General features: G+C 54.2%; 22 protein-coding genes. 12 read left to right on the forward strand and 10 right to left on the reverse strand.

Features of this window, described 5'->3' with window-relative positions:
- The first annotated feature begins 66 nt into the window (after positions 1-66).
- The 3 genes from guaA (at position 67) to ACO6TI_RS20995 (ending at position 3,055) form a co-directional block, all read left to right on the forward strand.
- Positions 67-1,623: a glutamine-hydrolyzing GMP synthase gene (guaA, locus tag ACO6TI_RS20985; RefSeq protein WP_055120687.1), complete on the forward strand. Its 1,557-nt coding sequence runs from the start codon at positions 67-69 to the stop codon at positions 1,621-1,623.
- Between the two features lie 131 nt (positions 1,624-1,754).
- On the forward strand, positions 1,755-2,462 hold the full coding sequence (locus ACO6TI_RS20990; protein WP_196892304.1) for a class I SAM-dependent methyltransferase: 708 nt from the start codon (positions 1,755-1,757) through the stop codon (positions 2,460-2,462).
- Positions 2,463-2,521: 59 nt separating this feature from the next.
- Positions 2,522-3,055: a hypothetical protein gene (locus ACO6TI_RS20995; protein ID WP_348315429.1), complete on the forward strand. Its 534-nt coding sequence runs from the start codon at positions 2,522-2,524 to the stop codon at positions 3,053-3,055.
- Here ACO6TI_RS20995 and ACO6TI_RS21000 read toward each other — a convergent pair.
- Positions 3,039-3,371: a TraR/DksA family transcriptional regulator gene (locus tag ACO6TI_RS21000; protein WP_348315428.1), complete on the reverse strand. Its 333-nt coding sequence runs from the start codon at positions 3,369-3,371 to the stop codon at positions 3,039-3,041. The genes ACO6TI_RS20995 and ACO6TI_RS21000 overlap by 17 nt on opposite strands.
- Before the next feature lie 224 nt (positions 3,372-3,595).
- Here ACO6TI_RS21000 and ACO6TI_RS21005 point away from each other — a divergent pair, with 224 nt between their 5' ends.
- Positions 3,596-3,973 carry a hypothetical protein gene (locus ACO6TI_RS21005; RefSeq protein WP_235808888.1) on the forward strand — a complete coding sequence of 126 codons (378 nt, stop codon included), beginning with the start codon at positions 3,596-3,598 and terminating at the stop codon, positions 3,971-3,973.
- On the opposite strand, the gene ACO6TI_RS21010 is transcribed toward ACO6TI_RS21005, so the two are convergent.
- Entirely contained in the window at positions 3,970-4,605 is a 636-nt protein-coding gene (locus ACO6TI_RS21010; protein WP_104701688.1) for a MarC family protein, read from the reverse strand. The two genes, ACO6TI_RS21005 and ACO6TI_RS21010, sit on opposite strands and share 4 nt — an antisense overlap.
- Positions 4,606-4,819: 214 nt before the next feature.
- Here ACO6TI_RS21010 and gyrA point away from each other — a divergent pair, with 214 nt between their 5' ends.
- Entirely contained in the window at positions 4,820-7,627 is a 2,808-nt protein-coding gene (gyrA, locus tag ACO6TI_RS21015) for a DNA gyrase subunit A (protein ID WP_422383306.1), read from the forward strand.
- A 196-nt stretch (positions 7,628-7,823) separates the two neighbouring features.
- On the opposite strand, the gene ACO6TI_RS21020 is transcribed toward gyrA, so the two are convergent.
- The gene (locus tag ACO6TI_RS21020) at positions 7,824-8,159 is read right to left on the reverse strand and encodes a hypothetical protein (RefSeq protein ID WP_350184383.1); all 336 of its coding nucleotides are present in this window, start codon (positions 8,157-8,159) and stop codon (positions 7,824-7,826) included.
- A gap of 143 nt (positions 8,160-8,302) precedes the next feature.
- Positions 8,303-8,719, reverse strand: coding sequence for a phosphopantetheine adenylyltransferase (locus tag ACO6TI_RS21025; protein WP_196892296.1), 417 nt, complete (start codon positions 8,717-8,719; stop codon positions 8,303-8,305).
- A gap of 163 nt (positions 8,720-8,882) precedes the next feature.
- Between ACO6TI_RS21025 and coaD the strand changes: the two genes are divergently transcribed.
- From coaD to tgt, 5 genes are all read left to right on the forward strand, one after another.
- A complete protein-coding gene (gene coaD, locus ACO6TI_RS21030) occupies positions 8,883-9,389 on the forward strand; it encodes a pantetheine-phosphate adenylyltransferase (protein WP_055120834.1) in 507 nt (168 codons plus the stop codon).
- Between the two features lie 54 nt (positions 9,390-9,443).
- Positions 9,444-9,965, forward strand: a complete 522-nt coding sequence (locus ACO6TI_RS21035; RefSeq protein WP_104701692.1) for a peptidylprolyl isomerase — start codon at positions 9,444-9,446, stop codon at positions 9,963-9,965.
- A 40-nt stretch (positions 9,966-10,005) separates the two neighbouring features.
- Positions 10,006-10,479: a peptidylprolyl isomerase gene (locus tag ACO6TI_RS21040; protein ID WP_055120674.1), complete on the forward strand. Its 474-nt coding sequence runs from the start codon at positions 10,006-10,008 to the stop codon at positions 10,477-10,479.
- Between the two features lie 190 nt (positions 10,480-10,669).
- A complete protein-coding gene (queA, locus tag ACO6TI_RS21045) occupies positions 10,670-11,743 on the forward strand; it encodes a tRNA preQ1(34) S-adenosylmethionine ribosyltransferase-isomerase QueA (RefSeq protein ID WP_196899573.1) in 1,074 nt (357 codons plus the stop codon).
- Between the two features lie 5 nt (positions 11,744-11,748).
- Complete coding sequence (gene tgt, locus ACO6TI_RS21050) at positions 11,749-12,900, forward strand: tRNA guanosine(34) transglycosylase Tgt (protein ID WP_196899575.1); 1,152 nt, start codon at positions 11,749-11,751, stop codon at positions 12,898-12,900.
- A 19-nt stretch (positions 12,901-12,919) separates the two neighbouring features.
- Here tgt and ACO6TI_RS21055 read toward each other — a convergent pair whose 3' ends face one another.
- From ACO6TI_RS21055 to galU, 3 genes are all read right to left on the reverse strand, one after another.
- Positions 12,920-13,354, reverse strand: a complete 435-nt coding sequence (locus ACO6TI_RS21055; protein WP_196899576.1) for a DUF4864 domain-containing protein — start codon at positions 13,352-13,354, stop codon at positions 12,920-12,922.
- A gap of 205 nt (positions 13,355-13,559) precedes the next feature.
- Positions 13,560-14,273 (reverse strand): SDR family NAD(P)-dependent oxidoreductase, encoded by a 714-nt coding sequence (locus ACO6TI_RS21060; protein WP_422383307.1) that lies wholly within the window; start codon positions 14,271-14,273, stop codon positions 13,560-13,562.
- A 150-nt stretch (positions 14,274-14,423) separates the two neighbouring features.
- Positions 14,424-15,317, reverse strand: coding sequence for a UTP--glucose-1-phosphate uridylyltransferase GalU (gene galU, locus ACO6TI_RS21065; RefSeq protein WP_104701697.1), 894 nt, complete (start codon positions 15,315-15,317; stop codon positions 14,424-14,426).
- 380 nt (positions 15,318-15,697) lie between these two features.
- Here galU and kdsA point away from each other — a divergent pair, with 380 nt between their 5' ends.
- The gene (gene kdsA, locus ACO6TI_RS21070) at positions 15,698-16,543 is read left to right on the forward strand and encodes a 3-deoxy-8-phosphooctulonate synthase (RefSeq protein ID WP_196899580.1); all 846 of its coding nucleotides are present in this window, start codon (positions 15,698-15,700) and stop codon (positions 16,541-16,543) included.
- A gap of 136 nt (positions 16,544-16,679) precedes the next feature.
- Positions 16,680-17,954, forward strand: a complete 1,275-nt coding sequence (gene eno, locus ACO6TI_RS21075) for a phosphopyruvate hydratase (protein ID WP_104701699.1) — start codon at positions 16,680-16,682, stop codon at positions 17,952-17,954.
- Between the two features lie 80 nt (positions 17,955-18,034).
- On the opposite strand, the gene ACO6TI_RS21080 is transcribed toward eno, so the two are convergent.
- From ACO6TI_RS21080 to ACO6TI_RS21090, 3 genes are all read right to left on the reverse strand, one after another.
- Positions 18,035-18,709 (reverse strand): DsbA family oxidoreductase, encoded by a 675-nt coding sequence (locus tag ACO6TI_RS21080; protein WP_055120833.1) that lies wholly within the window; start codon positions 18,707-18,709, stop codon positions 18,035-18,037.
- Between the two features lie 73 nt (positions 18,710-18,782).
- Positions 18,783-19,964 (reverse strand): hypothetical protein, encoded by a 1,182-nt coding sequence (locus ACO6TI_RS21085; RefSeq protein ID WP_209004645.1) that lies wholly within the window; start codon positions 19,962-19,964, stop codon positions 18,783-18,785.
- A 115-nt stretch (positions 19,965-20,079) separates the two neighbouring features.
- Entirely contained in the window at positions 20,080-21,711 is a 1,632-nt protein-coding gene (locus tag ACO6TI_RS21090; RefSeq protein WP_196999856.1) for a class I adenylate-forming enzyme family protein, read from the reverse strand.
- Positions 21,712-21,713 lie beyond the last annotated feature (2 nt).

The following is a 21,713-nucleotide window of genomic DNA, read 5'->3' on the forward strand; positions in this document are numbered from 1 at the left end:
GTGCGACACGCCACAACGCTAAAAATCCGGGTTCATTTTGCAAAAAAGACCGGGTAGAAGCTGGCCATGACACATCATGATCGCCTTCTCATTATCGATTTCGGTTCCCAGGTGACCCAGCTCATTGCCCGTCGCCTGCGAGAGCTGAGTGTTTACTGCGAAATTCATCCATTTCAGAATGTCACCGAATCTTTTCTGACGGAGTTCGCGCCCAAAGCGGTGATCTTGTCTGGCGGCCCTTCCTCGGTCTTCGCTGAAGGCGCACCCATGCCTCCCGCTTCGGTCTTCGACCTGGGCATTCCGATCCTCGGTATCTGCTATGGCCAGCAGGTGATGATGCACTGTCTGGGGGGGAAAGTTGAAAGGGGACACGGGACCGCTGAATTCGGCCGCGCCTTCGTCACCCCGAAAGGCTCAGACCTGGCGCTTCTGGAAGGCTGGTTCGCTGATGACAGGGAACAGGTCTGGATGAGCCACGGCGACCACGTCAGCGAGATCGCTCCAGGCTTCGATGTCTACGGAACGTCACCGAATGCGCCATTTGCAATTACTGCAGACACCGAGCGCAATTTCTTTGCCGTACAGTTTCATCCCGAGGTGCATCACACGCCGAACGGCAAGAAGCTCTATGAAAACTTCGTGCGTCTTGCAGGCTTCAAGGGCGACTGGACCATGGGAGCCTACCGGGACGACGCGATCGCCAAGATCCGTGATCAGGTTGGCGACAGGAAAGTCATTTGCGGTCTGTCCGGTGGTGTTGACAGTTCGGTGGCCGCCGTCCTGATCCACGAAGCCATCGGCGATCAGTTGACCTGCGTCTTCGTCGATCACGGGCTGTTGCGTTTGAACGAAGCAGATGAAGTGGTGTCCATGTTCCGGGACAACTACAATATTCCATTGATCCATGCCGATGAAGCCGACCTCTTTCTGAACGCGCTGGAAGGCGTCTCCGACCCGGAGCAAAAGCGAAAGACAATCGGTAAACTGTTCATCGATGTCTTTCAAAAATATGCCAACGATATCGATGGAGCCGAATTCCTCGCTCAGGGAACTCTTTATCCGGATGTCATTGAAAGCGTGAGTTTCTCAGGCGGGCCTTCCGTCACCATCAAGTCTCACCACAATGTCGGCGGTTTGCCGGAAAAGATGGGATTGAAACTGGTGGAACCCCTGCGCGAGCTGTTCAAGGATGAGGTGAGGGCGCTTGGCCGCGAGCTTGGTTTGCCGGCGAGTTTCATCGGCCGCCACCCGTTTCCCGGTCCTGGACTTGCGATCCGCTGTCCGGGAGAAATCACGCGAGAAAAGCTCGAAATCCTGCGCAAGGCCGATGCCGTTTATATCGATCAGATTCGCAAGCACGGCCTGTACGATGAAATCTGGCAGGCGTTTGTCGCCATCTTGCCCGTTCGCACCGTTGGAGTCATGGGTGACGGGCGCACATACGATTATGCCTGCGCTCTCAGAGCCGTTACGTCCGTCGATGGCATGACGGCAGATTATTATCCTTTCACGCACGAGTTTTTGGGTGAAACGGCAACCCGGATCATCAACGAGGTGCAGGGTATCAACCGAGTGACCTACGACATCACCTCAAAGCCTCCCGGCACGATTGAGTGGGAGTGATTTCCGAATTGCCAATCGACGCTGAGGACGACAGGATTTGTTTGATCAAAGTACCTTTCGATGTATTCGTTAATTGCCAAACATGAAAATGAACAGGTCTTACTTAAATCGAGCTGTTGGATTTTTTGAATATGTACGAGGAAGTAATCGAAAAATACAATAATACCGTCAAAGGCAGTGAAAACTTGCACTTCAATGCAAAGCATTACCTCACAATGCATTCGCATGCCGCAAGTCTCTCAAATCCGACGATTCTTGAACTGGGTGTTCAGTCCGGAAATTCAACAAAATTGTTTTTGAATGCATTGGGAGACAGCCAAAAAGGCGTACTTGTGTCCGTTGATATTGATAACTGCTCTGGCGTTGCATCCTCTTCTAAGTGGACATTCATAAGATCAGATTCAGCAGACGTAGAGAACATAGTGACCGAAGCGCCCATTCTTAAAGATGGGATAGACATTCTATTCATTGACTCGTTGCACACGACGGAACACGTCTACAAAGAGCTTTACGGATTTTTTCCTTACATCAAGAAAGGTGGCGTGATTTTTTTCGACGACATCGATAGTGCACCCTATTGCGAGGGCAACGAGTTGGACAGTTATTATGTAGAGCTTGAGAACCGACGCATTCTGAAGTTCATAAACTGTGTTTTCGAATCCAACATGCAACAACTCGATCTGACAATTTATCGAGGGTGGACCGGTCTTGGAAGGTTGGACAAGCGCAGTGAATTGTACTCGGAACTGTTGCCACCCCAATCATTGAAAAGACGCAAGAGCAAAAAGCTCTGGAAAATCAAACGTTCGCTCAAGAAACGAAATCTATGGCGTTGGTAGTCAATATATTCGTCGTTAGGTAGACATACGGTTAGCTATGGAGAGTTTCGACTTCGCGAATGGATCCTCAGGAAAAACTAAAACCTGACTGCACATCCTGTGCAGCCCTTTGCTGCGTGGTGTTTGCGTTCGACAAGTCAGAATCCTTCGGTATCGACAAGGATGCTTGTGAGGTTTGTCCAAATCTGGATGCTACAGACAGATGCAGCATCTTTGACAAGAGGGAAGACCTGGGATTCAGAGGATGCGTTTCATATGATTGTCACGGTGCTGGACAACGTGTAACGAACGAAGTCTTCAAAGGTATCGGATGGCGGGAAGATCCAGCACTTAAGGAGCAAATGGGAAGTGCACTGTCCGTCTTGCGCCGAATTCATGAAATGCTCTTGCTGCTCGACTCAGCTAAGACATTTCCCTTGCACGACAGGGAATTGTTGGAGCTCGAAACACTGAGAAGTATTCTCGATCCGGAAACGGCCTGGACAGAAAAGGCGCTCGAGGAATTTCCCATGCTTGCAACCAACAAGCGGGTAAGCGACTTTCTGCGGTCGCTGCAACATCACCTAACCGCAAGGTCTACTGCGCGCACCTGATGCAAAAAGCTGCAGCCGGATCGACTTTGAGGCGCATTTCGGCAATTTCCTCTCCGCACTCGACGCAAAATCCGTATTCCCCCTCTTCAAGGCGGCTAAGAGCCGCTGCAATTTTCTGAATGTCCGCTCGACGTTGCCGCTCGGACGCTTGAGCCATCGCCTGACCCTGCAGGGCATCCATGCGTGACAACCGACCGACCGATTGTTGGTCAAGTGTTACCGTTGCCCGCGCCTCCTCGGAAATTTCGCTATAGGTTTCAAGTTCGGCCTTGAGCTTGGTCAGCATTTTTCGAACGGCATCTTCATCAATCGGCATGACCTTCCTCCGGTATTGAGAATGAAGAAGTTCGTTGAAACCTGCAACCCGCGTGAAATTCCGCAATCCTCAATGTTGTTGCAGACAAGATCGAATTTCATATCCTTTTCGAGAAAGTGAAATCTCGTACTCCACTGTTACGAATACGGTGATGACGCAGTCGTGACTTTGATCTCGTTGCGAGCGTTTGCGAAGATGCCGTGCAAATCTGCAGGAGTTTGAAAATGTATGTTCCGGGAATGAAGCTGTCGAATGCGCTGCTATTTGCGGCACTGGCAATAGCCACATCGGCTTATGCCGACGAAGTCGAAATCGTCGACGCAACGGCACGCCAGGCAGGAGACACGTGGTCATTCTCCGTGACCCTCAAACATGGTGATACCGGATGGGATCACTACGCAGACCTGTGGCAGGTCTATTCTCCCGGCGGTGACCTTCTGGGAGAGCGTGTTCTGCATCATCCGCATGTGGAAGAACAACCGTTTACACGTTCACTCTCCGGTGTTTCCATACCCGACGATCTGAATGAAGTGATTATCCGTGCCCGGGACAGCGTTCACGGTGTATCAGGCCAGGAATTGCGGATAACCTTGCCGCGCTAACCGCGCACGAGTGTCAACACGCCATCTGCCACGAACTGAACCGAAAGCGCAGCGAGGAGAACCCCCAACAGGCGCGTGATGACGAGTTGCGCGGTTTCACCAAGCAGTCTTTCCAGTCTGTCGGCCAGCAGAAAGGCACCCATGCAGCTCAAAAGGATAATCGCGATCACGCCGCCAAGGCCCGCATAAGCGACCGTGTCGGGAGCCTGGCTCGACAACAGGATGATTGCGGAAATGGTTGCCGGGCCCGAAATCAGCGGTATAGCAAGCGGAAAGATGGCAATTTCATTGACTGTACCGTGATGTCCCTGGGACTCCACGGCTTTTTCTGCCGTTTCCGCCTTGCGCTCCTGTCTCTTTCCAAAAATCATCTCGATCGCGATCAGAAAGAGCAGAATGCCACCTGCAACGCGAAACGCCGATACCGAAATGCCGAGCACATTCAGAACTGTCTGGCCAGAAGCATAGAAGATCAGAAGAATTCCAGCTGCAGTCAGCGTCGCCCGAACCGCGACTTTCCTTCGGTCCGCTCTGCTCATTCCGGCTGTGACAGCCAGAAACATCGGCGCAAGACCGACCGGGTCGATCGTAACGAAAAGTGTGGCAAACGCGTTGATGAAATAGTCGAGCATTCTGGGCTTCCACGGCATTGATGGTGGCTCGGATTCGGCCTTGTTACAGGGGATTGACGCCGACTTCGAGCCGCTTTCCGAAATTCATTTTCGCACCCTGTGAATACTCTTTATAACATATTGAATTACAAGGATTATTACTGGAGAGGAAAACTGCCTCAAATTTGGCCCATGCAGTTGAATCGGATATAAAAGAACCAGCAATAACAATGAAATGAGTTCTTCCTTGGCCGACCAGGACAACAGCACCCCTTCGGACGGTTTGCCGTCCGATATCAAACCGGTCTCTATCGTCGACGAAATGAAACGCAGTTATCTCGATTACGCCATGAGTGTGATCGTGTCGCGTGCATTGCCCGACGTCCGAGATGGCCTAAAACCGGTTCACCGGCGCATCCTCTATTCGATGCACGAAAACGGCTATGAGTGGAACAAGCCTTATCGCAAGTCAGCTCGTGTCGTCGGCGATGTCATGGGTAAATACCACCCGCATGGTGACAGCGCGATCTACGATGCGCTGGTTCGCATGGCGCAAAACTTTTCGCTGCGACTGCCACTGATCGACGGCCAGGGAAACTTCGGTTCCGTCGACGGTGATCCGGCGGCGGCGATGCGTTACACCGAGTGTCGGCTGGAAAAGGTCGCTCACAAGCTCCTGGATGATATCGACAAGGAAACAGTCGACTTTCAGGAGAACTATGACAACTCGGAAAGCGAACCGGTCGTTATTCCGGCCAAGTTTCCCAATCTGCTCGTAAATGGCGCCGGTGGCATTGCCGTCGGCATGGCAACCAACATACCGCCCCACAATCTGGGGGAGGTTATCGACGCGGCGATCGCCATCATGGAAAATCCGGCCATGACGCTGATGGAGCTCATGGAAATTGTGCCCGGACCCGATTTCCCCACCGGCGGCATGATCCTGGGTCGTGCAGGTATACGCAATGCCTATGAAACCGGCCGTGGCTCTATCGTCATGCGGGCAAAAGTCGATATCGAGGAAGTGCGCAAGGACCGGAATGCGCTGATCGTTTCTGAGATACCGTACCAGGTCAACAAGTCGACCATGATCGAAAAGATCGCCGAACTTGTCCGCGACAAACGTGTCGAGGGAGTTTCGGACATCCGCGATGAAAGCGATCGATCCGGAATGCGGGTCGTTATCGAGCTCAAACGCGATGCGGTGCCGGATGTCGTTCTGAACCAGCTCTATCGCTTCAGTCAGCTTCAGACTTCCTTCGGCGCAAACATGGTCGCCCTGAACGGTGGCAAACCGGAACAGATGAACCTGTCCGACATGCTCACGGCCTTCGTCGCTTTCCGCGAAGAAGTTGTCCAGAGGCGGACGCGCTATCTGCTGAAAAAGGCCCGTGACCGTGCCCATATCCTGGTTGGTCTGGGCATTGCAGTCGCCAACATCGATGAAGTCATTCACCTGATCAGAACTGCTCCGGATCCGGCGACGGCAAGAGCCCAGTTGATGGAACGCGACTGGCCGGCAAGGGATGTCGAACCTCTGATCCGACTGATCGATGACCCGCGTCATCAGGTTCGCGAAGATGGCACCTACAAGCTCTCTGAAGAGCAGGCACGGGCGATACTGGATCTGCGCCTGCAGCGCCTGACAGCTCTCGGCCGCGACGAAATCGATGACGAACTCAAGAAGATCGGTGGCGAAATCTCCGACTTCCTGGATATCTTGCGCTCCAGGGCACGAATCCAGGAAATAGTCCGCAATGAAATGCTGGAGATCAAGGAAGAGTTCGCAACGCCGCGCAGGACGGAGATTGTCGAGGGCGGCGCCGACTTTGACGACGAGGACCTGATCCAGCGCGAAGACATGGTCGTTACCGTGTCACACAGCGGTTACATCAAGCGCGTACCTCTCGCCACCTACCGGGCACAACGCCGTGGCGGCAAGGGTCGCGCTGGAATGGCGACCAAGGATGAGGATTTCGTCACACGTCTATTCGTCGCCAATACGCACACGCCAGTGCTGTTCTTCTCCTCACGTGGCATCTGTTACAAGATGAAGGTCTGGCGTCTGCCTCTGGGAGGGCCGACCTCTCGAGGTAAGGCGCTAGTGAACATGCTGCCGCTGGAGCAGGGCGAACAGATAACGTCTATTCTGCCGTTGCCTGAGGACGAAGACAGCTGGGCAAATCTCGATGTGATGTTCGCAACCGTGCGCGGGACAGTGCGACGGAACAAACTCTCCGACTTCGTCAATATCAACCGAAACGGCAAGATTGCGATGAAGCTGGAAGACGGCGACGGTATTGTCGGTGTTGACACCTGCTCAGAACACGACGACGTCATGCTGACCACCAATTCCGGTCAGTGCATTCGCTTTGCGACCACCGATGTTCGCGTTTTTGCGGGCCGGAACTCAGTTGGTGTCCGTGGAATCCGGTTGGCAGATGAGGATCGGGTCATCTCGATGCAGATCCTTCATCACATTGACGTCGACGCTGAAGAGCGGGCTGCCTATCTGAAGCTGTCGAGAGCCATGCGCGGGGAAGCAGACGAGAGCGGCAGCGGTGCTGATGAAGAAGGCGTCGTTGCGGGCGACCTGCCTCAGGAGCGCTATGCGCAAATGAGTGCTGCCGAACAGATTATCCTGACTGTCTCCGAAAATGGATACGGCAAGAGGACTTCGTCCTTCGAATATCGCGTGACCGGGCGTGGAGGCAAGGGCATTACCGCTATGGCTGTCAATGATCGCAATGGCGGCCTGATAGCGTCGTTCCCGGTCGAAGACAGTCACCAGATCATGCTGGTAACGGACGGTGGTCAGCTCATCCGCTGTCCGGTGGACGGTATCCGCATTGCTGGCCGCGCGACGCAGGGCGTGATCGTCTTCAAGACGGCCACGGAAGAAAAAGTCGTCGCTGTGGAAGGTATCTCGGAAGTCGATGACGACGAAGATCTCGATGAGGAAGGCGAAGTCACCGACGGTGACAACAGCGATCAGGGTTCTGACGGCGATCCGTCAGCGGCTGCCCCGGACGGTGACAGCTGACAAAACACTGAAATAGACAAACGACATCAAAGGCGGCGTGTTGCCGTCTTTTTTGTTTCTGTCTTGCCGAAAAACGTTACGCGTCTGGAAGTGTGTGAATAGCCAGAAAGGTAAGTAACTTGAAACCGGCTTGCACCATCTGATTTTGTTCAAGATCGATTTATTTGACAGCCTGATCGGCCGTGAAAATTGCCAGTCACAATGCCAGCGAATTGATGAAAGCACTGTTGACCCGCGCAATCCACACGTCCCTTCGAAGGGTAGAAGTGAACACGGCGCGGACAAAAAACGCCGTCGAGAGAAACAACCAGCAGATGATTCCTGCAAACAGGAGCCGGGCAAGAAACTGTCGCGGATCATACAAGGCAATGGTTTTTACAAGGTAGGGATAGATTGAGTGGGGAAGCCAGTTCTCGCTGAACCACCCCAGCTGCAACATTGCGCCTCCCAGATCCGTCAAAAACGCAACCAGCCACCACAATACCCAAAACAACATCAATGTTCGTTTGAAGAAGATCAGCGAGAGAACCATGATCAGCTCCGAACACCCAATACGCTGGAAACAACTCGCTCTGATGACACGCGAGGAAAGCATCAGCACATACGACAACAGCGGCCAGGGTGGAACCTGTGCCGCTGTTTGCCGTTACGGGGAATAACTTGGAGGTAGGCGTATCAGTTGACGGCGGGGTAGCGTGCAAGAATTGTTTCGTTGGCGGTCGGAGCCTTTTGCTCGATCGTAACGAATGAAACGTTGCGTACCTTGTTGGCTCCCGTGAGGGAAGCAGCACACTCTTCACTCCATGCGCCCCACGCCTGAGAGTTGCATGTGTCGGATGACTTCGATACGGCAATACGATCCGTCTTGGTTGCTGTAAGGCCCTGTGTCGCAAGGCTGGTCAGGTCTTCGGCCTGAGATGCATTGCTTGGGTGCATGCTCATCACGCCCGCAGCGATCATTGTCAGCAATGCCAGTACGAAGATGGCGGCCATCTTGACGTGCATCGCCGAATCCGCGGCGTTTGCCTGAATGCTGAATGGTTGTGCCGACTTCTCATTGAAAGTCGGGCCCGATGTAACGTAACTCCTCATGGTCCTGGCTCCTGCTCACGCCGTGTTTTCGATGAACACACCTTGGACCAACTATGGGAAGACTTATGTGATGCCAGTCACACAATGTCTCGTGTGGACAAAAATCGCGGTTGTCTCAGTGTTTCCCTTGTGACCCGCCGGAAGGCGGAGTATGGAATTGGCCATGAAACGCATTGCGCTATATCCCGGGTCCTTCGACCCGGTCACCAACGGCCATATGGACATATTGCATCAGGCACTTGCGCTGGCAGACAAGGTCGTGGTCGCCATAGGTGTCCATCCGGGAAAAACACCTTTGTTTTCGTTCGAGGAACGGCTCAACCTGATTCATGAAGCAGCCCGTGCTGAATTTGCTGCTGCGGAAGCCGACCGTATCGATGTGATCTCCTTTTCGAACCTGGTTGTCGACACCGCGCGCGAGCAGGGGGCGGCGTATCTGGTCCGCGGTTTGAGAGATGGCACTGATCTTGACTATGAAATGCAGATGGCCGGAATGAACGGTACGCTGGAGCCTGACATCCGGACCGTTTTCCTGCCAGCGTCTCCAGATGTCCGCCACATCACCGCCACCTTGGTGCGGCAAATCGCAAAGATGGGCGGAGAGATTTCCGCATTTGTACCCGAACCGGTCGCGTCACCTTTGAGGCGCCGCGCAAGACCGGACAGTTGACAATCAATTCCACTGACCTTGGTTAAGGAGTCTCCAGTGTCACGACTAATCGCAATGATTGCCATTCTCGCGTCGATCGTTCTCGTTCCCGCCATTTCCAGTGCACAGGGTACGGACCCGGACAATACGCTTCTCCTTGATTTGAAGGACGGCCGTGTCGTCATCCAGCTCCGTCCGGACCTTGCCCCGAATCATGTTGAACGGATCAAGAAACTGACCAGGGAAGGTTTTTATGACGGGCTCACTTTTCACAGGGTGATAGACAACTTCATGGCACAGACCGGTGACCCGAAAGGCAACGGGACCGGAGGCTCCAGCGAACCTAATATTGCAGCCGAATTCACGGACACACCCTTCCGCCGTGGAACGCTTGGCATGGCCCGTGCTGCCGACCCGAACAGTGCCAACTCGCAGTTCTTTATCATGTTTGCCGACGGCGACTGGCTGAACGGTCAATACACGGTTTTCGGCGAAGTTGTTGACGGTATGCAATATATCGACAATATCGCTCTTGGCGAGCCGCCTGCGAACCCTGACAAGATCGTCAAGATGCAGATCGCAGCAGACGCTCAATAAACCAAAAATAGCCCCAGTTCAAAGACCCAAGGAGTCAGACATGGCTGATATCAAGGATGCCGAAAACACCCTTCTCATGGAAACAAGCCAGGGACCGATCGTAATCGAAATGAAACCGGATCTCGCCCCGGGTCATGTTGCACGCATCAAGGAGCTTGTACGGGAAGGCTTTTATGACGGTATCGTGTTTCACAGGGTTATCGACGGTTTCATGGCGCAGACCGGTTGTCCGCAGGGAACCGGTACCGGCGGTTCCGGCCAGAAGCTGAAAGCTGAATTCAGCAACCACAAACACGTTCGCGGCACATGTTCCATGGCCCGCGCCATGGATCCGAACTCCGGCGACAGCCAGTTCTTCATCTGCTTCACCGACGCACCCTGGCTTGACGGTCAGTACACCGCCTGGGGCGAAGTGATTGACGGCATGGACAATGTCGACAAGATCAAGCGCGGCGAACCCGTAACGGATCCCGACAATATTGTTTCGCTCAAGGTTGCTGCAGACGCGTCCTGACCGCTAAATTGCAAAAAATTCGGACAGCGCGGAAGTTTTCCGCGCTGTTTTTGCTTGTAGCGCCGGAACGGCAAGTGTTGACCTCCAAACGTTGCACCTTTAAGAGCCGCACACTGAGCATCCGGCTCCGTCAGTTGACGTCGATCACACACATCGACCCACCCATTGCCATTGGACAGACCTGAACGACATGCGCGTCGAAGAATTCGATTTTGACCTGCCGAATGAACGGATTGCCCTGCGTCCCGCACGTCCGCGAGATTCCGCGCGAATGCTTGTTGTAAATCCGGTCGAATATCCGGTCTTGAAGGACATGGGCATACGGGATTTGCCGGGACTGTTGGAGCCTGGCGATGCGTTGGTATTCAACGATACAAAGGTCATTCCGGCCCAACTGGAAGGACAGCGGTTTCGTGGTGGCGTTTCCGCAGGGATCAGTGTCACTTTGCATATGCGCACAGCTCAAGATCAGTGGAGAGCCTTTGCCCGTCCGGCAAAGAAACTGATTGCCGGCGACGTTCTCGTCTTCGAAAATTCAGTATGCAGTTTGAGGGCGCGGGTTGCAGAAAAATCGGATGGCGGCGAGGTGCTGCTTGTCTTCGAGGCGTCAGGTTCGGAGCTGGATGTCGCCATTGCAACAGTCGGTCACGTTCCCTTGCCGCCCTATATCGCGCAAAAGCGAGGCGAGGATGTTCAGGACCGCCAGGACTATCAAACGATCTTTGCTGAAAAGGATGGTGCGGTCGCAGCGCCGACTGCCGGCCTTCATTTCACGCAGGAACTTCTTGAAGCTCTCGAAGACCGGGGGATTGAGCGACATCTTGTAACCCTGCATGTTGGCGCGGGAACATTTCTGCCGGTGAAAGCCGATGATACACGTGACCACAAGATGCACGCGGAATGGGGGAACGTTTCAGCCGCCACCGCAAAGGCTCTTCTTGCAGTAAGGGCGAGAGGAAACAAGGTTGTCAGCGTTGGCACCACGTCCTTGAGAATACTGGAAAGCTCTGCCCAGGCAGGAGGTTCGATCGCACCCTTTGCCGGAGAAACATCAATCTTCATCACACCAGGTTATAAGTTCAGGGCAATTGATGCCCTGATGACGAATTTCCATTTGCCAAAGTCGACTCTCTTCATGCTCGTGTCGGCGTTTTCAGGACTTGAAACGATGCGTGGCGCCTATGCACATGCAATTGAGGAGCAATACCGCTTTTACAGCTACGGGGACGGTTCCCTTTTGTTCCCGGTAAAAGTGACACAGTAGATCCCATGTCCGAGACAGCAAAAAAATTCAATTTCAAACTGATCGCAACCGATGGCATGGCCAGACGGGGGGAAATAACGACCCCACATGGCGTCGTGCGCACACCCGCGTTCATGCCGGTTGGTACTCAGGCAACCGTCAAGGCCATGTATCCGGGACAGGTACGTGAAACCGGTGCCGACGTTGTGCTGGGCAACACCTATCACCTCATGTTGAGACCCACTGCGGAACGTGTCGACAGGCTGGGTGGACTGCACACGTTCATGAACTGGCCGCACACGATCCTGACCGACAGCGGCGGTTTTCAGGTCATGTCTTTGGCGCAGCTGCGCAAACTCGACGAAGAAGGTGTCCGTTTCCAGAGCCATATTGACGGCCGGAAATATCATCTGACCCCGGAACGTTCCGTGGAAATCCAGGGATTGCTCGGTTCCGATATCCAGATGCAACTGGATGAATGCATCAAGCTTCCAAGCCCCAAGGTGGAGATCCAGCGGGCGATGGAATTGTCACTGAGATGGGCCGAACGTTCCAGGACACAATTTGAGGCAATGGGCGGACCCGCGAAAGGGCAGGGCCTCTACGGCATCGTCCAGGGCGGAGACCAACCTGATCTTCGCATCAGGTCTGCAGAAAGTCTCGGCAAGCTGCCCTTTGAAGGCTTTTCGGTAGGGGGACTGGCCGTTGGAGAGCCGCAGAATGTCATGCTCCAGATGTTGGACATAACCACTCCTGTGATGCCTGTCGACAAGCCCAGATACCTGATGGGCGTGGGAACGCCGGACGATCTCCTGGAAAGCGTAAAGCGCGGCATTGACCAGTTCGACTGTGTTATGCCGACACGCGCAGGCCGGCACGGACTGGCATATACGAAATTCGGCAAGGTGAACCTTAAAAACGCTCGCCACCAGGACGACGCGCGTCCTCTCGACGCGGAAAACCAATGCCCTGCGTCAAGCGTCTACAGCCGCGCCTATCTACACCACCTCGTGCGGGCGGGTGAGGGGTTGGCGGGCATGTTGCTTACCTGGAACAATATTGCGTACTACCAGCAACTCATGCAGGGCATGCGGGATGCAATAGAAGAAGGTCGTTTCGACGAATTCTACGCGTGCACCAAGGAAGATTGGGCGCGAGGCGATATTGCCGCATTGTGAGTAACGTTACCTGGATATCCTAGGCGGCAAGACCGTCCGACTTGGTCAGATAGCAGCCTGAGATCCGCCAACTGCCGTCTTCCTGCTGTTCGAAACTGTAGAGTACGAGCCAGTTCTTTCCTTTTGGCCCGACAACATGGACCTCTTGCGTCGGTCCGAATTTGGTAATTTTGGACTGTCCGAATGTGACACTTTTTGGATTGTAGACCGGCTGATAGCCTTGCCGAACCATTTCCATGAAGAGTTCCGGTGACCGAAACTTCTGTTGCAGCGAATTTGTCGCAAAGGAATATGCCGTTTTGGCATTTCCGGCTGCAAAAGCGTTCATCTGGTTCTTGATAATGCGCTGAAACGCGTTGCTGTCGAGCGTTTCTTCTGCGACCGTCGGCCCCAGCGAAAACACTGTCAGGACCGCCGCACTCACCATTGTTTTCCAGAAACGAAATCTCGCCATGATCGCTGCCTCTCTCTCAAAAACTCTGAAAGTGTACGGCAAAATCGCGATTTTGGATTGGTGGAAAGTCATATTATCCCGGATAGGAGCGGACGCCTGCGATCGGGCAGAGGCCGGTTCTGCATTACATGCTCAATCAGAAACGTTGACCGTCCTGAGGCAATTGGGATTGTCGTTCGTTGGAATTGCTGGATCCGGAGTGCAATCAGGGATGCTGAGGGAGTGCCTGTATCGGTTCCATGTCGTTGTTCAGGCATTCAACGATCTCCACCCTGGCCGGATCGCGCAATATCTTGGCATACTTGTACTTGAAGGCACCACCTGAAAGCTCGACAATCCGTTCCGCAACCCAGGCAGGTTCGAGCATGGTGTCCGTATCTTCGTCGGTTCTCTGCCAGAACGGTGTTCTGACCCCGGAAGGAGCGGCAACCAGAACCTTTCCGAGCGCTTTGTCCCTGACCAGTGACGCACCAAGCATTCCCAAAGCTGATTTGGTTGCGCAATAGGCCGGTTCAAGTTCCCTCGGCGTATATTGCGAGCTTGAGGTGATGAGCATTATCTTCAGCGGCCACTGCGATCGCCTTTTGAGACGCTGAATCAACATCATGGGTGCCAAAACGCCAACGTTGACCATACTTTCGAGATCTTCGTCGCCAAGTGCGTCGATACGTCCCCTTTGAAGAAATCCCGCAGCATAAATGAGCGTATGGACGGTCCCAAGTCGGGAGAGAACCCGATCAGTATCTTGTGCCAGCTTGGCCGTGTCTCTGGTTATCTCGAATTTCTGAAAACTGGCCTTGGTCAGATCGGGACGTTTGCGCCCCGTCACGCAGACGGTGTGTCCTTCGTCGAGATAAATTTTGGCAAGTTGCAGGCCGATTCCAGAAGTGCCACCGACAATGAGAAAGTTTTTCTTCACCTTGCCCCCTGTCTACGCTTACGCGTTGTACGAACAGCGAAAAATTTCGTAAGGCGTTTGAATTCATGAAAACAATTGGACCGGATCTTGGTCAGACCCGGTCCGGCAAATATCAGTGCGGTAAAGTGATCACTTGTCCATTTTCAACTGCTATTCCGCGGCGACAGGATGTTGAAGCATCTCCTGCATGAACGGAACTAGCTCCTGGGCCAGGGCAGGATCATCCATTCCAAAGGCGATATTGGCACTCAGGAAACCCGGCTTGTTGCCGCAATCGTAGCTGCGCCCCTCGAATTTGAGTGAGGAGAAACTCTGATTCGACATCAACGAAATCATGCTGTCGGTCAGCTGAATCTCGCCACCGGCGCCTTGCCCCTGGCTGGAGAGCAGGTCGAAAATTTCAGGTTGCAGGATGTATCGCCCGGTGATCATCAGGTTGGAAGGTGCGGTGCCGGGTGCCGGCTTTTCCACCATGTTCGAAATGCGGCTCGATTTGTCGTTGATCTGCTCTGCAAGCTCGACGATGCCATACTGATGTGTCTGATCGTCAGGCACTTCTTCCACAGCAATGATGTTTCCACCGGTTTTCTCATAAAGATCAACCATTTGCCGAAGACAGCTAATCTTGGACTTGATGATCACATCGGGAAGAAGAATCGCAAATGGTTCATCTCCGATAATATCCCGGGAGCACCAGATTGCGTGTCCGAGCCCCAGGGGAGCCTGCTGACGGGTAAAGCTGGTTGATCCGGGCTGAGGTCTGTGTTTTTCAAGCAGTTCAAGCGCAGCTGCCTTGTTGCGCGCTCTCAGCGTATCTTCCAGCTCATAAGCCATGTCGAAGTGATCTTCGATTACGTGCTTGTTGCGACCCGTTACAAAGACGATGTGTTCAATACCTGCTGCTCGGGCCTCATCGACGACATACTGGATAATCGGCCGATCCACGATCGTCAGCATTTCCTTGGGGACCGCCTTGGTTGCCGGCAGGAATCTGGTGCCAAGACCGGCAACAGGCAAAACGGCTTTGCGAATGGGCTTGTTCATTTCAGGCCTTCCAACTCCAATTTACAGAGATTTCTACATCCATCTGTCACGAATAAATAAACACAACAATAAACTCAGGGTTCTGACCGGGTATACAAAGGACGATAGGCGCTAAAATTTGCATCCTGGTTAAATTTCCAATTGCCGCCTTCCGGTCCTGTAACGCAACGATCGTCTCACGCAAAGATGGAAGTCTTGTGATAATCGGGGGCGGGTTGGCAAAAATATGCAATTCAATCGATTTAAATCGATATCTGAGCAGCAGAAACCAGAGAGTTGCAGCTTGAACAAAAGAACGCTATGGAACACCCGAAAATGCTGCGGGGCAAAATAGCGCAGGCAATGGCAGCTGACGGCTGTCTGATGAAGCAAGGTGATCAATGACCGAGGCGAACCGCGAAGTTATAGTCGGGAACGTAACATTCCAGAATGATGCACCAATAAGCCTCATCGCCGGGCCTTGCGCACTTGAGAGTCGCAACCATGCTCTGGAATGCGCAGCAGCGATCAGGGAAATTACACAGAAGGTCGGCATAGCGACCGTCTACAAGTCGTCTTTTGACAAGGCCAACAGAACGTCTCTTTCTGGTGGGCGCGGCGTAGGGTTGCGTGAGGCGCTGCCAATATTTGCAGAAATCCGGGAAACCTTCGGCATGCCGGTTGTCACCGACGTTCATAACGCTGAGCAATGCGCTCCGGTTGGAGAAGTTGTCGATATTCTGCAAATTCCGGCATTTCTCTGCAGACAGACTGATCTTCTGGTTGCTGCAGCAAAAACGGGCAAGACTGTAAACGTCAAAAAGGGTCAGTTTCTGGCCCCATGGGACATGAAAAACGTCCTTGCCAAGGTTACGGAATCCGGAAACCCGAACGTTCTGCTGACCGAGCGTGGCGCCAGTTTCGGCTATAACACGCTCGTCAGCGACATGCGTGCCTTGCCTATCATGGCAGAGACCGGTGCGCCGGTCATATTCGATGCGACCCATTCGGTTCAGCAACCCGGCGGGCAGGGTGCCTCCACAGGTGGCGACCGTACCATGGTTCCCGTTCTTTCCAGGGCCGCAGTTGCGGTCGGTATCGCAGGACTTTTCATTGAAACGCATCCGGATCCGGACAAGGCACCTTCAGATGGCCCGAACATGGTTCCTCTGCACGAACTGGAAGCATTGCTCAGGCAGCTCAAGGCAATCGACACCGTGGTAAAACCGGCATCCGCCACAAATTAGAATACATCCGCGCTGCGTGCGCGTTCAAAATGGGGCATACGCCCCAGGTTAATCGCCGGTCAATCGGCACGGAGTGCGCGGGCAAATCCGCCAGTGCGCAATCACTTAAGGTCCATGCGACAAGGGAGTTCTTTCCATGACCGCTATTATCGATATCGTCGGACGTCAAATATTCGACAGCCGTGGCAACCCGACCGTTGAAGTCGATGTCTTTCTGGAAGACGGATCTTTTGGACGCGCTGCGGTTCCCTCCGGTGCGTCGACCGGTGCGCATGAAGCGGTAGAACTTCGCGATGGCGGTGACCGCTACATGGGCAAGGGCGTCCAGAAGGCTGTCGATGCGGTTAACGGTGAGATCTTCGAAACCGTCGGGGGTCTGGAAGCGGAAGACCAGCTGCAGATCGATCAGGCAATGATTGATCTGGATGGCACAAGCAACAAGGCCCGTATCGGCGCCAACGCCATCCTGGGTGTTTCGCTGGCCGTTGCAAGAGCTGCGGCACAGGCATCGGGCCTGCCGCTTTATCGCTATGTCGGCGGTACGTCAGCCAGGACACTTCCGGTACCGATGATGAACATCATCAACGGTGGCGCCCATGCGGACAATCCGATCGACTTCCAGGAATTCATGATCATGCCGGTGGGGGCTGAATCGCTTTCCGAAGCCGTACGCATGGGAACAGAGGTTTTTCACACCCTGAAAAAAGCCCTGAGTTCTGCCGGTCACAATACCAATGTTGGCGACGAGGGGGGATTTGCCCCCAATCTTGAATCGACAGACGCGGCAATCGGTTTCGTCATGAAAGCGATCGAGACTGCCGGTTACAAACCTGGCGAAGACATGTACCTGGCTCTTGATGCTGCATCGACGGAGTTCTTCAAGGACGGCAAGTATGTCCTTGAAGGTGAAGGCAGGTCACTGGCGCCTGAGGAAATGGCTAAATACCTTGGCGACCTTGTGTCCCGATATCCGATCATCTCCATCGAGGATGGTCTTGCCGAGGACGACTGGGACGGCTGGAAAGCAACCACCGACCTGATCGGCAACAAATGCCAGCTCGTCGGCGATGATCTCTTCGTGACCAACTCCGAACGTCTGCGCAAGGGCATTGATCTGGGCGTTGCCAACTCGATCCTGATCAAAGTCAACCAGATCGGCACACTGTCGGAAACTCTGGACGCGGTGGAAACCGCTCACAAGGCTGCCTACACCGCCGTCATGTCGCACCGCTCCGGTGAAACAGAAGATTCGACCATCTCCGATCTTGCGGTTGCAACCAATTGCGGACAGATCAAGACGGGTTCCCTGGCACGTTCAGACAGGTTGGCAAAATACAACCAGCTCATCCGGATCGAGGAAGAACTGGGTCCTCAGGCACACTATGCCGGCCAGTCTATCCTGAAAGGCTGACTTTCCTTCTAATCCTTGTTCAAAGAAAAGCCCCGCCGATCTGGCGGGGCTTTGTCTTTTGTATCGTTGCGCGAATTACGTCAGCCTGACTGTTCCGCTTCGGGATCTGTCCGGGTTTCCTCCGCATGCTGCAACGCCGCCGCGATGGTTTCCGGTTTTTCCGCACCGGCCAGCACGAATCTGCCGTCAATAATGAAGCAAGGCACGCCTGATATTCCAGACTCGCTCGCCCTTGTGATCTGAGCTTCCGTTTTGTCCAGGTCGGTCTCTGTTTCCAGCAACTGTTCGACTAGATCGGATTGCATACCGGCTTCTTCCGAAATCCGGACAAGCGTAGCCGCTTTGGTCAAATCTTCACCATCCAGAAAATATGCCTTGAACAATCGCTCGACGACGTCGCTTTGAACATTGTCGGACCGCGACCAGAGAATCAGCCGGTGACTGTCCAGCGTGTTCGGCGACAGTTTGATTTTGTCGAAGGCGAAATTGATGCCTTCCTCCGCACCGGTTTCCTTTATGCGACTGTAAACCGCATCAGCATTTTCCTTGCCGCCGAATTTGTCGTCGAGATACTGCTGACGGTCCTTGCCTGATTTTGGCAGGGTTGCATCAAGTTGGAATGGGTGCCAGCGCACATCAACATTCAACTGAGGAACAGACCGGAGTGCAGTCTCCAGCCGTCTTTTACCTATGAAACACCAGGGGCACATGACATCGGAGACGACGTCGACAGTTAGTGGAGGAGTTGCGTTCATGAATGGGCCGTTTGTTGTGTCTTGAACCAACAAGTTAGAGCTTTCTGTCCGGTTTCCAAGTCCAATCCGCCGTTCAGCGTACTGTATGGGTCAGGATGGAGCTGATGCGCTTTTGCAGACGCACGGTCCCGGCCTCGTTTTTCAGCACGGCGACGGGCCCAAGGTCCTTCACCAGGCAGACAAGGTCCTCATCCCGGCTGGTTGCATCCGCAATCGACAGGAGCGTTGTGTGAATTTCGTCCAGTTCATCCGCAGAAGACACTTCAAGTCCGAAACTTTCCGGTTGAAGACGCATTTCCCACAAATCCAGGCCACGCACAGCAAGGGCATTGCTGCATGTTTCAAGATAGTTTGTGTATTCGCCGGCGCTTAGCCCGCCTTCCGTGATCTGCTGGCGGAGCCACATCTGGCTTTCAGCAAGAATTCTGTCCGCGAGGCGCCGCCGCTTGCCGAAGCGGATCGCCGAAGTGATCCGTCGCGCCAGAGTTTCCTTGCGGTTCTCGCCCACGATCACGTCGGATGCCCCGTTACGGAACAAAAGTGCGGAATCCTCTTCTCCCTCGCAAACGGCAAGAACAGGTAGTCCTGCAAAACGGGCATCTCTTCTGATTTGGCGGATGTATTCAACTGCATCATCAAATGCCGCGTCGATTACCACCGCATCAAAAGCACGCATGGACATGAATTCCATCGCCATCTTGCCGTCAAATGCTCCGACGACCTCGACCTTCTGATCGCTGGCATCCTGCCATTCCAGAAAGCGCCCGCTCACGCCGACCACCATCAGGCTGCTGGAACCGGTGTGGTGAGGGGCTGTCCCGAAATCGGGTATGCGACCAAATACCTTCCGCCGGAGCTGCGCTTCCTCCGAGCGCATGAGTGAGCGCTGGTGGATACAAATGAGCATCAGAAGGACATCATCCGGGACGACCCGATCAATGATCGCGGTCACCTGAAGCCCGTCGGGGATAAAGTCGTCTCCATCGGCCAGAATATAAAACGGAACATCGCAGGGCAAAGCCCTGATATGCCGCTGGAGCCAGTCAAAGAAGGCCTCATTGTCGCCGTCAATGAGGTTCTTGATATCGACAACGATCGCAGCAGGCAGAGCTGTAGGCGGAGTACCGTCACGCTCGAACATATTGAGCAGCGCAACGTCCAGGTCTTCGGGCGCGTCACCGTTGCTGTTGCGTTTTGGCCGGCGCCCGGCATACCAGTAAGGTCCACGCCACGAAAGCGACGTTTCATAATCCATGCCCTGTCCCCACCTGGAGCAAATTGCACATTTCCCGCCGGAGGTATGATGCCCCGACTGTCCGCATTGGATCAACCAATAGATGTCTGTCCAGTTGCGCCACCCAAACTGCCGTCTAGGCCACCGCAGCGGGCAGCCGTTGTGTCCGCATGGTCAGTTTCTCCCTGCAGATTGTTCCGTCGGCATTGCGTGGCAGCGATTGCAATATCAGGACACGATGCGGGATTTTCGCAAGATCCACTCCATCCGCGTCCAGAAAGGCAAAGAAGGACGCAGCGTCGGGGACATTTGAAGTCTCGGGGACCAATGCTGCGTACATTCTGGCTCCAAGAACTGGATCCTCGACAATGAATGCGGCGGCTTCCCGAATCCCGGGATAACTCGAATAGATCACATCGATTGTTTCAAGATTGCCGGTACCCAGGGCATAGGTACCTGGAATTCCGAAGCCGGCAATGCCGTCGTCGACAAGATCAACCTTGATGTTGGTCTTGAGATACCCGGTTCCCTCCCAGCGGACACGCCGCCGTTCGCCGTTGATCGTGCGCCACCCGATCTCGGGGACCATGGGTCCTTTCACGAGCAGGGTAGGGGTCTGTGCCTCGCCCTCCTCGGTGACTGCTATTTCAAGAAGGGCTGGCCTGTTTTCACACCCGATCGACCCGTTATGCTTTCCCAAGGCGGTTGCCTTGATCTTCGCTGAAGGACCTCTCGCTCTGGCAACCAGTGCAAATTCGTCCGCTATGTGAACATCGACGAGCCGACGCCTTGCAACAAATGTTGTCGGGTGTGGGGCTGAAATATTCCACGCCGCAAGAACGGTCGTTTTGGTACTGCCCAGCTTCCGATCGAGCGTCTGTGCGAGGGGCCCGGGCGTCATGACAATGTCGGCTTCAACGTCATTGGCATGTGTTGCAAGATTGGCAAGAGAGGTCGGATGGTGCAGGTGCAAGGTGCTGCCTGTCATGAGAAACGGCACAAGTCCGGCCCCGAGTCCCGTCAGGCCGCTGAGCGAATAAGGCACCAGAATGGTGCTGTTTTCCGAAATCTCCGCTTCGTTCACGATCATCTGCGCAGCCGAAATCCAGTGGTTGTGACATCGGCTGACCGGTACGTTTTCTTCTCCGCTCCGGCTCCAGCATATTGTTGCGGTATGGTCAGCCGGATCAGGTCTTTCACGGGTAACGAAACTAAGGTCGTCTCCCATTTCCGCGAGCATCGGTCCCAGTTCGATCAAACCGTCCGGAACATCTTTGCCCAGACCGAAAACGAAACGCAGCGAAAACAAATCCGCAGCCACGTCCCGGGCGGCGGTACCGACGTCTCTCGTTTCGACCCTGTCAGCGGCAATGAACCCCTTTGCACCGATGGAATTCAAGGCTTCCAGCACATTTTTCTGCCGCCAGTGCAACGGAAGAGGTGAAACGATCAGGTCCGCACGCAGCGCCGCAAGAACTGCAATGACCGTGTCCACAGTATTGGGAGCCTGGACGCCGATCACATGGTCTGCGGACAGACCGACAGTGTTGTAAAATGCGGCAAGCCGGTCGATTTCCCGGTCAGCTTCGGCATAGGTCAGGCGGCGCGGTTCGCCGCCGGTCCAGGCCGCGCGGTCCGGCGCATCGACAAGGGCCAGCCGATCAGGATGCTGTGCTGCGGTTGTCTTGAAGAGCTCATCCAGCGGTACATCGGACCAAACTCCGCTTTCGTGATACTCCTTGGTGAGGCTGTCAACAGTCGCTTTCATTG

The sequence above is a fragment of the Roseibium album genome, assembly GCF_965233825.1.
Taxonomy (GTDB): Bacteria; Pseudomonadota; Alphaproteobacteria; order Rhizobiales; family Stappiaceae; genus Roseibium; species Roseibium album.